The following is a 12,343-nucleotide window of genomic DNA, read 5'->3' as shown; positions in this document are numbered from 1 at the left end:
CGCCCAAACCGGCGGACGCTCCCCTTCGTCTGGCAGAATCCGGTCTGTCCCGCAGCAGCATTCCCTACACTGGTAAAGCTTTGATGCCTGAATTTTGAGACAGCCTCCCCGGCTTTAGAGATATCTTAGATTTATGCGCCTCCTAAGCCACATTCAACAAAGTGTATAAGGTTTCATTTCTGTCCGCTGTATGTGCGCAGAGATGAATAGTTTGATAACATGTAAACCAAAATACACCATGCAAACTGAAATACACCATTCAACAATACTACGAAACCATAAACCTTACGGAACATGGAACAAAGCCTTTTATAAAGCAGGGAGTGGAGGGAAGCGGTCCGGCCTTTTGCACCGGGCGGCAAATCCCGTGGGGCCAAATCACTTGAGGCCGGGCCTTAGAATGGCTTACGCAGAAGGTGGGAGAACCTCGCAGGGCCCGGAACACTGTCCGAGCCGTCCTTTGGCGAGTTTGTTCCGGACCCTGCCAATAAGAGGTTCTCCCGCCTTCGGAGTTAGCCATTCTTAGGTCCGGCCGAAGTGATTTGGCCCCACGGGATTCGCCGCCCGGTGCAAAAGGCCGGACCGCTTCCCTCCACTCCCGGAACTCCGGAACTCCCGGAACTCCCGGCCCCCGTCCAGCCCCGCCCCTTGCGTAAATCCCATATATCCGGTAAAATAGGAGACAAGTGATTAAACTTGGGAGGGATAGCCATGTACCGGGTTTTATTGGTGGATGATGAAGTTCTGATTCGTGAGGCAATTCAGGAGAACATCAAGTGGGAGCAGCTGGGGTTTGAACTGGCCGGGGCTTGTAAAGATGGACGGGAAGCGATGGAAGAAATCCGGAAGAATCCTCCGGATTTATTATTGACGGATATTTATATGCCGTATGTGGACGGCATGGAACTGACGAAATTTGTGTATGAGAATTATCCGAATACCAAAGTGGTTATTATCAGCGGGTATGATGAATTCGAATATGCGAAGCAGGCAGTGAAGTATCAGGTGGTGGAATACGTACTGAAACCGGTCACTGCTTTTGAACTCACAGAGACGTTGATGAAGATTAAAGAGAGCCTGGATGAGGAGAACCTCCAGAGCCAGAATATTAAGAAAATACGGGGAGCTTATATGAGCAACCTGCCGGTTCTGAAAGGACGCTTTCTGAACAGCCTTCTGCTGGGAAAACGGCTGAAGGAAGAGATTCGGGATAAAATGGAGGAGTTCGGTATCTGTCTGGAGGGCCGGGCTTTTACCACGGTTATGATTGAGGGGGATGATCTAAGCGCGTTTACGGATAATTATCCGGAGGAGAAGAATGATCTGGCCCTGTTTGCGATCTTTAATGTGACCGAAGAGCTGGTTAACAGCTTTGGAAACGGCGTGGCGTTCCAAAATGTGGAGGACAAGACGATCCTGATACTGGCCGGGGCGTCGGAAAGCGATCTGGAAGAGAGAACCGCAAAATTCTGCGAGACGGTCAAAGAGACGATCTATCGGCTGCTGAAACTGGAAGTGACATTGGGAGTCGGCAATACGGTGGGTACGATGAGCCGCCTGAGTGAAGCGTTTTCCGGAACAAAGATGGCGCTTGAGTACCGGTTCCTTGCCGGCGGCGGACAGGTACTGTATGCGAAAGAACTGCGTAACTTGTCAAAACCCGGGAATGTCAATATTAACGAATGGGCGGACCGTATTGTTCTGGCGGTGAAGTCCAATCATGAGTCGGAACTGCGCAGGGAGGTTCTGGATTTTATTAAGGCCCTGAAGGAGGTCTATGTGCCGAAAAACCGGAGCATGATTTACGTGCAGAACATTATTATGTCTGTCATGAATGTTCTGGATGATTCGGATCTGGCCGACAGTCCGATTTACACCACGGAAAATGAGATGATGTCCCGGATCTATGGGGAAGAACATCTGGATGATATCGGGCGGCATCTGCTGGATTTCTGTCAGGAAGCTGCCAGGGCACTGTCCGATGAGCGGGATAGCTACTGCAAACGCCAGGCGCTGCGGGCCCTGGATTATATTGATAAAAATTATAAGGACCCTAAGGTGTCGTTAAACTCGGTCTGCACCTATCTGGCTATGAGCACCAGTTATTTCAGCTCCGTGTTTAAGAATTTTACCGGCGAAACATTTATTGAGGCATTGACCAGAAAAAGGATGGAGAAGGCAAAGACACTGATAGAGAATACCTCCATGAAAGCCTACGAGATCGCGGAAGAAGTCGGTTACAGCGACCCTCATTATTTCAGCAGTATATTTAAAAAGACTACAGGCAAGACACCAACGGAATATGCGAGAGAGAAGAGAGCTTATGTCGGATGAGAAGGAGAAGTGGCAGTTGAAGCTGAATCCATTGTTTCATTTTCGAAGTATCCGGACGACGATCCTTGTTTCTTTCTCTGCGCTAATCGTATCCGGACTGCTGGTGTTTTTGCTGCTGTCCCTTGATTACACCACGGACACGGTGCTGAATAATTCTTCCAGCTATACCCTGCAGCTGATTGATCAGGTAAATGCGGATATTGATTCCTATATCAGTTACATGGACAACCTGTCCGATATGATGGTCGGAAGTGTGGATGTCAGGAATTACCTGTTCCGCTACAACAGTGAGGAAAATAAAGAGGCCATTACCCAGCGGCTTCTGAATACATTTAAGACCTTGAAGGACTCCAGAGAGGATATTTATAACATTGGGATCATCAGCAATAATGGTGCATACCTGATTAACGATGGAACGGACAAACTAAATGCCTATATGGATTATCGTGAGATGGACTGGTATCAGAAGGCGCTGCTGTCGGATAAAGAGGCGGTGATTTCCAGCTCCCATGTGCAGAATGTGGTTCAGAATGATTATAAATGGGTGGTCACATTGAGCAGGGGATTAGTGAACCCGGTGAGCAATCAGGTAGAAGGGGTTTTCTTTGTGGACCTTAACTATAGCTCCATTAACGATCTCTGTGAAAAAATAAGCCTTGGAAGCAAGGGTTATATCTTTGTGGTGGAGGAAAACGGAGGTATCGTCTATCATCCCCAGCAGCACCTGCTGTACAGCGGCTTGAAAACGGAGAGAGTGGACGAAGTCCGTAATTCTAAGACCAATTCATTTATTACGGATGAAGGGGACAACAGTAAATTATATACCATATCAAAATCCGACCGTACCCACTGGACCGTTGTGGGGGTAGCCTATCTGGAAGAACTGTTGGGAAACCGCAAGGAGACACAGTTGACCTATATGCTGATTGCTGCGGCGCTTTTTGTGGCAGCGGTCCTGATCGCTATTCTGCTCTCCAGCATGATCACCAAGCCGATGAAGGCCCTGGTGAAGTCCATGAAAAAGGTGGAGCAGGGGCAGTTTGAGAATGTGACGCTTCAAACGGTTGGTCACAATGAAATTTCGGCACTGACCAATTCCTTTAATATTATGACAAAGGAGATCCATCATCTGATGATCCAGAATATGGAAGAACAGGAGCAGAAGAGGAAGAGTGAGCTGATGGCACTGCAGTCCCAGATCAATCCCCACTTCCTATATAATACCCTGGATTCTATTATCTGGATGGCGGAGGGCGGCAAAAACCGTGAGGTGGTACTGATGACCTCTTCACTGGCGAAACTTCTGCGCCAGAGCATCAGCAATGAAGAGGAGATCGTGACCATCGCAAACGAGGTGGAATACACCCGCAGCTATCTGACGATCCAGAAAATGCGTTATCAGGACAGGCTGGAATTTTCTATCGATGTGGATCCGGATGTCCTTGACCTTAAGATTGTAAAACTGGTACTTCAGCCTTTGGTGGAAAACGCCATTTACCATGGTATAAAATATAAGGAAACCAAGGGAATGATCTGGGTGACAGGGCGTAATCTGGGTTCCATTATCGTGATCCGTGTGGAGGACAACGGGATCGGCATGACGCAAGAACAGCTGGCCCATGTATTTGAGAAGAAAACAAACAGGAAATCCAATGGAGTGGGAGCGGGCAACGTGAATAAGCGCCTGCGGCTCTACTACGGCCCTGAGTATGGCCTGACCTATGAAAGCCAGCTGAATGTAGGGACTACCGTAACGATCCGGATCCCGAACTCTGCGTGGGAGGAAGAAAATGAAGAAGAGCTATAGAAAATGGCTGATCATAGTCAGCAGTATCCTGTGTCTTGGTCTCCTTTTGTTTCTTATTTATAATATACAGACACACAAGGAGAAAAAAGTGATCCATATGGTGTATATCCCTAAGCTCATTGACGAGACTAACGATTTCTGGACCGCGTTGATCGAGGGAGCCAATATGGCGGCCAGGGATTACGACATTGATCTGGTCATAGACGGAGGGACTAACGAGACCGATTATGAAGATCAGAACAGGCGGATACAGAACGCGATCGACAGCAATGCGGATGTGATCGCAGTCTCTCCGATCTCCTACACGAATTCGACGGAGATGGTGAAAAAGGTAAAAGAAAGCGGGATAAAACTTATTTTCGTAGATTCTGGAGTGGATGAGGATGTGGCGGATGCCCTGATCGCCACTGATAATTTCGCGGCAGGCATGAAGATGGGGAAATTCATGCAGCAGAGTCTGGATGAGGATTCCCAAATCGCCATCGTCAGTCATGTAAAAGACGCATCAACGGCCATTGACCGGGAGAGAGGCCTTCGGGCAGGAATCGGCCCTTACGAAGATCAGATCGTGGAAGTCGTCTACTGTGATTCCAATTATCAGAAGGCCTACCGCCTTACCAAGGATCTGCTGGAAAAGTATCCGGATCTGGATTATATCGCGGGACTAAACGAGTATTCTGCCGTAGGCGCAGCCAGGGCTGTTGATGAAATACAGGGGGAGGCATCCCAACGGGTGAAAGTAATCGGATTCGATAACTCGATAGAACAGATTAAGTTTTTGGAAAAAGGGGTTTTTCAGGCGATCGTGGTTCAAAAATCTTTTAATATGGGCTATCTGGCCGTAGAAACCGCGTTAAAGGTTTTGAAGGGGGAAAATGTCCCACCGGTTATTGACTCCGGTTCGGAATTGATTACGAAAGAAAATATGTATACAGAGCAGAATCAGAAACTTTTGTTTCCATTTTTTGATAAATAGGGGACTGGAATTTTATCGATCGGAGAGACTTTTAGGGGGATTTTTTTCAATGGGAAAATAGTTCTTGTTAATTGAAAAAAATGTTCTTCCTTGAGATATATATTATTTACTATGAGAACTTAGCAGCCGTATTTTGGGAGCTTATGAGCCATATATGAAAATTTCGGCGGGGTATTTTCGAGCGCTGCTTTTTTATGTTCTTGCATATATCTCAAGGAGAACGGTTCAATTCTTAATAGGTATAACAGATCTTCAATACTTAATTCTTGTACATCCGGGCTTTAAAGGACTCGATAGAATCTGACCGGGCAGCTAATTTCAGCCAACGCTTTAACGTCTCAGAATCCGTTTCCGATTGAATGGCGTTTTTTAATTCAGCTGGAACCACCGCGCAGCATTCTCCCAGTAATTCGAGTATATCTTCCGCCTTCCCCTGGGCTTTACCCTCCTCATAACGTTCCTGGCCTATGTCGGCCAGAACCTGTTCTTCATCATATTCTGTCAGGATTGAATTCATCACTTCCGCCCTCCTTGTCAACAGGATTTCTCTCAATATTCCCTCACCAATGCACTCGTCTACCGCCTTCTTAACTGCCTCGCTGAAGTTCATTTCTCCGCGGTAGGTTTTTACCTTGCCGACCAGGATCGCATATTCTTTCAGGGTGGGGCACCGTTCCATTAAATGGGTATTATGACCATAATTGATATTGAGGATCTGTACCTGTAATTCCATTTTAGACTGCTCATTCCCATGAATAAAAGCATCGGATAACTTCAGCCATTTTTCTTCCCCTATCTCCTGGTCACCATTGTAAAATACGATGTAGACAGGGGTCGGCAGGGTTACCAGCTTTGTACCGTAGATATGCTTTCCATGCAGAATCCCCCGGAACATATCTGCGAAATAAAGCAGGCCGCGGACCGGCAGGTTCGGATTCATAGTGCTTTGATGCTCGTACAGAGAAAGGATATCACGGATCAGATAGGCCACATCATTTTTCATCTTCATCCAGATGGCATCATCCAGGGTCTTGATTTCCAGTTCCTCCGCGTTCCTGTAATCCGTATGGTTTAATGCGTTATACAGCTCGAGGCCGTACTTCTTTTCGGCAAACAAAAGGCGGAACAGCCGGTCCTTATAACTTTTGTTCGTCCCGATGTAATCGGTTGTGTTCATATTTTTTCCTCCTTGATGTGTTTTCAAGGAAGAAACAGGACTCTGTCATATCTATTTTGTTTCGCTGTGTTATTTATAGGAATATTATACATTGACGAGCAGCGGATGCTGCGAGCCAGCCCGTAGGGCATGTATTAATGGGATACTGCAAAGTATACACTAACGAGCAGCGAATGCTGCGAGTCCACTCGAAGGGTATGCATTAATGGGATACTGTAAAGTATAAGATTATTATAAGGGAAATAACAGAATACTACAAGCAATGAATGATTCGTTTCCTGAATGCCGGAATCAAATGCTTTCCAGCAGATATACAGCGTATTTGCGCGAAGTGCAAAATAGAGATCAAGAAGCTGTTTCTTCCTTAGATGTGTTCCCATATTATGTCATTTTTGGAAGATGCCGCTTACGCGGCCCGCCGCAGGCGGAGAGTTTTGCAAGCGAAACTTATTTATGTTCTTGCATATATATCAAAGAGAACGGTTTAATTCTTAATAGGTATAACAGACCTTCAATACTTAATTCTCGTACATCCGGGATTTAAAGGACTCGATAGAATCCGACCGGGCAGCCAATTTCAGCCAACGTCTTAACGTCTCAGAATCCGTTTCCGATTGAATGACGTTTTTTAATTCATCTGGAACCGCCGCGCAGCACTCTCCCAGCAATTCGAGGATAGCTTCCGCCTTCCCCTGAGCTATACCCTCTTCATAACGTTCCTGGCCTATATCAGCCAGAACCTGTTCTTCATCATATTCCGTCAGGATTGAATTCATCACTTCTGCCCTCCTTGTCGACAGGAAATCTCTCAATACTCCCTCTCCAATGCACTCGTCTACAGCTTTTTTAACCGCCTCCCCAAAGTCCATTACTCCGCGGTAGGTTTTTACCTTACCAACCAGGATCGCATATTCTTTCAGGGTAGGACATCGCTCCATTAAGCGGGTATTGTGACCATAATTGATATTGAGGATCTGCACCTGTAATTCCATTTTAGACTGCTCATTCCCATGAATAAAAGCATCGGATAACTTCAGCCATTTTTCTTCTCCTATCTCCTGGTCACCGTTGTAGAATACGATGTAAACAGGAGTCGGCAAGGTTACCAACTTTGTACCATAGATATGTTTTCCATGCAGTACACCCCGGAACATATCCGCGAAATAAAGCAGGCCGCGAACCGGTAGGTTCGGATTCATAGTACTTTGATGCTCGTACAGAGAAAGAATATCACGGATCAGATAGGCCACATCATTTTTCATCTTCATCCAGATGGCGTCCTCCAGGGTCCTGATTTCCAGTTCCTGCACATTCCTGTAATCCGTATGGTTTAATGCGTTATACAGCTCAAGGCCGTACTTCTTTTCGGCAAACAAAAGACGGAACAGCCGGTCCTTATAGCTTTTGTTCGTTCCGATGTAATCGGTTGTGTTCATAAGTTTTCCTCCTTGATGTGTTTTCAAGGAAGAAACAGGACTCTGGTATATCCATTTCATTTCGCTGTAAATTTATGGGAACTTTTACATTGACGAGCAGCGGATGCTGCGAGCCAGCCCGTAGGGCATGCATTAATGGGATACTGTAAAGTATACATTGACGAGCAGCGGATGCTGCGAGCCAGCCCGTAGGGCATGTATTAATGGGATACTGTAAAGTATACATTGACGAGCAGCGGATGCTGCGAGCCAGCCCATAGGGCATGTATTAATGGGATACTGCAAAGTATACGTTAATCGGATACTGTACGGTATAAGATTATTATAAGGGAAATATAAGATTACTACAAGCATTGAATGATTCGTTTCCTGAATGCAGGAATCATGCTTACAGGTAAATATACAACGTTTTGAGCGAAGTGCAAGAAAAGATATCGAGAAGCTGTTTCTTCCTTAGATTTTTATATTATGTCATTCAAATAAATATATGTCAAGAACTGTAATTTTCTCTATTAAAAGAAGAAAAAGATCCTCAAAAGAGGTAAGGGGGAAAATATTCTACAACTTCGTAAGATTTTTACCCTTTTCCATAAGATTCTCTATTAAAACGTTCATAATTTAGACATATAATAGACACATATCAGAGAGACAGTAACGAGTTCTGAAGAGAAATGGATGGTGAGATAGTGGGCGACGTAATATTGACAATGAAAGGGATAGACAAGTCCTTTCCAGGTGTCCATGCACTAAAGGAAGTAGACTTTGACCTGAGAAAGGGAGAAGTTCATGCGTTGATGGGCGAGAATGGTGCCGGAAAATCCACGTTGATGAAAGTGTTGACGGGCATTTATTCCAAGGACAGCGGAACGATCACTTTTGAGGGGCAGGAAGTGAACTTTACCACCCCGAAAGAGGCACAGGATATTGGAATATCCATCGTGCACCAGGAACTGAATATGATGAACCATCTGACGGTGGCGCAGAATATTTTTATCGGCCGTGAGAAGATGAACGGCAAGCTGATTAATGATAAGAAAATGAACGAGGAAGCGGCAAAGCTGTTTGAGAGATTGAATATCAAGATCAATCCGGCGGAGAAGATGGGGAACTTAACCGTAGGAAAACAGCAGATGTGCGAGATCGCGAAGGCAATTTCCAGAGATGCGAAAGTGATTATTTTCGATGAGCCCTCGGCGGCTTTGACGGAGGCGGAGATCGACGAGCTGTTCAAGATCATCCGTGACCTGCGGGCGAAGAATCTGGGGATCATCTACATTTCCCATCGTATGGATGAGATTAAGGTAATAACGGACCGTGTAACGGTTATGCGTGATGGTGAGTATGTGGGAACACTGATCACTGAGAAGTGCACGAAAGACGATATCATTAACATGATGGTCGGACGTGTAATCTACGAAGACCCGAAGGAAAAGAGCAATGTACCGGACGACGCGCCGGTGGTGCTGAGTGTGAAGAACTTAAATGCCGGTAAGATGGTAAGGGATGTCAGCTTTGATCTGAGAAAAGGCGAGATCCTGGGATTCTCCGGGCTGATGGGCGCTGGCAGAACAGAGACGGCCAGGGCGATCTTCGGAGCAGATAAGATCGACAGTGGCGAGATCTTTGTAAATGGGAAAAAGGTAGTGATCAAGAGCCCTCAGGATGCCGTTAACGCCGGTATCGGATATCTGTCGGAGGACCGTAAGAGATATGGTATCATCGTGGAAAAGACCGTTGCGGAAAATACCACGATGGCTTCGCTGGAACACTTTACCAATGGTTTGTTTATAGATAAAAGCAAAGAAAAAGAAGCTGCGGTGGAATATGTAGACAAATTAAAGACCAAAACTCCTACCGTGGATACGAAAGTAGTCAGCCTGTCCGGTGGTAACCAGCAGAAAGTCGTTATTGCCAAATGGCTGGTCCGGGATTGTGATATCCTGATTTTTGACGAACCTACCCGAGGCATCGATGTGGGTGCCAAGAGTGAGATCTACCATCTGATGAATGAACTGGTAGCACAAGGGAAGTCCATTATTATGATATCCTCTGAATTGACAGAGGTGTTGAGAATGAGCGATCGGATCGTTGTCATGTGCGAAGGCAGAAAGACTGGTGAACTTTCTATCGAAGAAGCGAGCCAGGAAGCAATCATGCGCGCAGCAACATTGAGAAATTAGGAGGGTAAAAGAAAATGGAAAAAAGTGTTGAAAAGAAAACCAGGGCAATGGGAACACAGAAGTTAGTTGCCATTGTAGCAATGGTAGCGTTGTTCATATTCTTCAGTATATTCGGTAAGGGATTCTTCAAATACAGTACGATTGTCAGTGTATTTGACTCGGCTTACTACATTGGTTTCATGGCAATCGGTGTTACATTTGTTATTATCACAGGCGGTATTGACCTGTCCATCGGTACCTTGTGTATCTGCTGTTCCCTGATCGGCGGTACCCTGTATCAGGCAGGGGTTCCCATGGCATTGGCCCTGGTCCTGATCATCGTGATCGGCGGCGTGTTTGGACTGGCCAACGGACTTATGGTTTCCGTGATGGGGCTGCCGGCCTTCATAGCCACATTGGGTACGATGATGATAACAAGGGGGCTCGGCTCCATCGTTACAGGAACCGCATCCGTATCCTTCCCGATGGGAGATGAGGCAGGCGCATGGTTTAAAAATATCTTCAAGTTCCAGCCTGACTGGCTGCCCCAGAACATGGCGGCAGGTATTCCTACCGGTTTCATCCTGTTGATCGTATTGGCTGTCATTATGGCGATCATTTTAAATAAGACCCGGCCCGGCCGTTATATCCTGGCTCTGGGCAGCAATAAAGAAGCTACCAGATTATCCGGTGTCAACGTAGTAAAATGGGAAACCCTTGCATTTATCATCAGCGGCCTGTTCGCTGCTCTGGCAGGTATCTCTTATGCAGCTATCAACGTAACCCTGATGCCTGGTACCGGAAACGGATTTGAGCTGGATGCCATCGCCGGTGTTGTAATCGGCGGAACTTCGCTCTCCGGTGGTGTTGGATCTATCGCAGGTACCCTGATCGGTGTATTTATCATGGCAATCCTGAAAACAGGCCTTCCTTTCGTAGGACTGCAGCCTCACTATCAGTTGTTTATCACCGGTTTCGTATTGATCATCGCAGTATTTGCCGATGTAGCCAACAGAAAAAAACAGGGTAACTAATCCATTCACAATATCATCTACTTATTTATTATGTTATTAACTGTCCTGCAATAGGGCAGGCAGTTATTATAAATCTATCAAATCAAGGGAGGATTTAAAGAATGAAGAAAAAAGTAATTAGCGTACTTTTATGTGTAGCCATGGTAGCAGCTATGGTAACAGGCTGCGGAAGCAAGACCGAAGAGCCTGCAGCAGAACCCGCAGCAACCGCAGCTCCTGAAGCTCCGGCAGAGACCAAAGCACCGGAAGCAACCGCAACACCGGAAGCTACGGAAGCTCCCGCTGAGAGCGAAGCTCCTGCAGCAGCAACCGGCGACCTGAAACCCGATCCCAGCGTAGATTACAGCGCACTGAATGTGCAGGTAGTTGCAAAAGGTTTCCAGCATGACTTCTGGAAAGCTGTTAAATTAGGCGCTCAGAAAGCTGGAGAAGATTACAAATTATCCGCAAATCCCGCTGACAGCTTCGTTGGACCGAACAGCGAGCAGGATATCGCTCAGCAGGTTGAGCAGGTGAAGAACGCAATCAACAAGAGCCCCGACGCGATCTGCCTGGCAGCTCTGGATACCAAATCCGTTCTGGATTCCATCAAACAGGCTCAGACCAGCGGTATTCCGATCGTAGGTTTTGACTCTGGTGTTCCGGATGCTCCGGAAGGCGCTATCGTTGCGAATGCTTCCACCGACAACTATGCAGCAGGCGGACTGGCAGCAGATGAGTTATACAAACTGATCAAAGATAAAGTAACAGATCCCGCTGAAACCGTAAGAATCGGTGTGGTTTCCCAGGAAGCGAACTCCCAGTCTATCGTAGACCGTACTCAGGGATTCCTTGACAAAATGGTTGAGCTGATCGGCGAAGGCAAAGTTTCCATCATCGGACATGACAAATTCAAAAAAGAAGTTGCTGATGCTAAGGTTATCTTAGAGATCGGTATCCCTGCAAACGTAGTAGACGCTGACTGCCAGACCGCTGCTTCCAAGATCATGAACGAGTCTGACCTGATCGCTATCTATGGTTCCAATGAATTCGCAGCTAAGAACATCATCACCGCCAACAAGAACTTAAACGTTCTGGGCGCTGACAAAGTTATCGGCGTTGGATTTGACTCCGGTAAAGTTCAGCTTGACGCTGTAAAGAATGGTATCTTCGCTGGTTCCGTAACACAGAACCCTGTACAGATCGGTTACAAAGCTGTTGAGCTGGCTATCATGGCTGCAACAGGACAGGAAGTACACGATGTTGACACCGGCTGCTTATTCTACACCGCTGAAAACATGGATTCCGAAGAGGTAAAACCTTGCCTGTACGAATAAGATTTGGTATAATTGCTTAAGGAATTGTTTCTGAGCATGGATAAACGAAATGCCCCGTTCTTCGGGGCATTTCATTTAGGTAATTTTAGGAATCGAAACGATTT

The 12,343-nt window shown here is 46.4% G+C and carries 8 protein-coding genes; 6 read left to right on the top strand and 2 right to left on the bottom strand.

Going from position 1 to position 12,343, the window contains the following annotated elements:
- Nucleotides 1–711: 711 nt before the first annotated feature.
- Genes ABC831_RS01105 through ABC831_RS01095 form a run of 3 tightly spaced genes read left to right on the top strand, consistent with a single transcriptional unit; the run spans nucleotide 712 to nucleotide 5,117 of the window.
- Nucleotides 712–2,334 carry a response regulator gene (locus tag ABC831_RS01105; RefSeq protein WP_343246450.1) on the top strand — a complete coding sequence of 541 codons (1,623 nt, stop codon included), beginning with the start codon at nucleotides 712–714 and terminating at the stop codon, nucleotides 2,332–2,334.
- Nucleotides 2,324–4,141, top strand: coding sequence for a cache domain-containing sensor histidine kinase (locus tag ABC831_RS01100; RefSeq protein ID WP_343246449.1), 1,818 nt, complete (start codon nucleotides 2,324–2,326; stop codon nucleotides 4,139–4,141). The genes ABC831_RS01105 and ABC831_RS01100 overlap by 11 nt, the downstream gene beginning before the upstream one ends.
- Entirely contained in the window at nucleotides 4,125–5,117 is a 993-nt protein-coding gene (locus ABC831_RS01095) for a substrate-binding domain-containing protein (RefSeq protein WP_343246448.1), read from the top strand. Before ABC831_RS01100 ends, ABC831_RS01095 begins: the two co-directional genes overlap by 17 nt.
- Nucleotides 5,118–5,376: 259 nt before the next feature.
- Here the strand turns inward: ABC831_RS01095 and ABC831_RS01090 are convergent, their stop codons facing one another.
- Together ABC831_RS01090 and ABC831_RS01085 are read right to left on the bottom strand one after the other, a co-directional pair.
- Nucleotides 5,377–6,294, bottom strand: coding sequence for a hypothetical protein (locus tag ABC831_RS01090; RefSeq protein WP_343246447.1), 918 nt, complete (start codon nucleotides 6,292–6,294; stop codon nucleotides 5,377–5,379).
- Between the two features lie 518 nt (nucleotides 6,295–6,812).
- Nucleotides 6,813–7,730: a hypothetical protein gene (locus ABC831_RS01085; RefSeq protein WP_343246446.1), complete on the bottom strand. Its 918-nt coding sequence runs from the start codon at nucleotides 7,728–7,730 to the stop codon at nucleotides 6,813–6,815.
- A 686-nt stretch (nucleotides 7,731–8,416) separates the two neighbouring features.
- Here ABC831_RS01085 and ABC831_RS01080 point away from each other — a divergent pair.
- The 3 genes from ABC831_RS01080 (at nucleotide 8,417) to ABC831_RS01070 (ending at nucleotide 12,239) form a co-directional block, all read left to right on the top strand.
- Complete coding sequence (locus ABC831_RS01080; protein ID WP_343246584.1) at nucleotides 8,417–9,910, top strand: sugar ABC transporter ATP-binding protein; 1,494 nt, start codon at nucleotides 8,417–8,419, stop codon at nucleotides 9,908–9,910.
- Nucleotides 9,911–9,924: 14 nt separating this feature from the next.
- Nucleotides 9,925–10,923: an ABC transporter permease gene (locus ABC831_RS01075; protein WP_343246445.1), complete on the top strand. Its 999-nt coding sequence runs from the start codon at nucleotides 9,925–9,927 to the stop codon at nucleotides 10,921–10,923.
- 101 nt (nucleotides 10,924–11,024) lie between these two features.
- Nucleotides 11,025–12,239, top strand: coding sequence for an ABC transporter substrate-binding protein (locus ABC831_RS01070; protein ID WP_343246444.1), 1,215 nt, complete (start codon nucleotides 11,025–11,027; stop codon nucleotides 12,237–12,239).
- Nucleotides 12,240–12,343: the final 104 nt, after the last annotated feature.

The sequence above is a fragment of the Diplocloster hominis genome, assembly GCF_032380655.1.
GTDB classification, from domain to species: domain Bacteria; phylum Bacillota; class Clostridia; order Lachnospirales; family Lachnospiraceae; genus Diplocloster; species Diplocloster hominis.
Note: the sequence above shows the minus strand (reverse complement) of the source record. Positions and strands in the feature narration are given on the sequence as shown.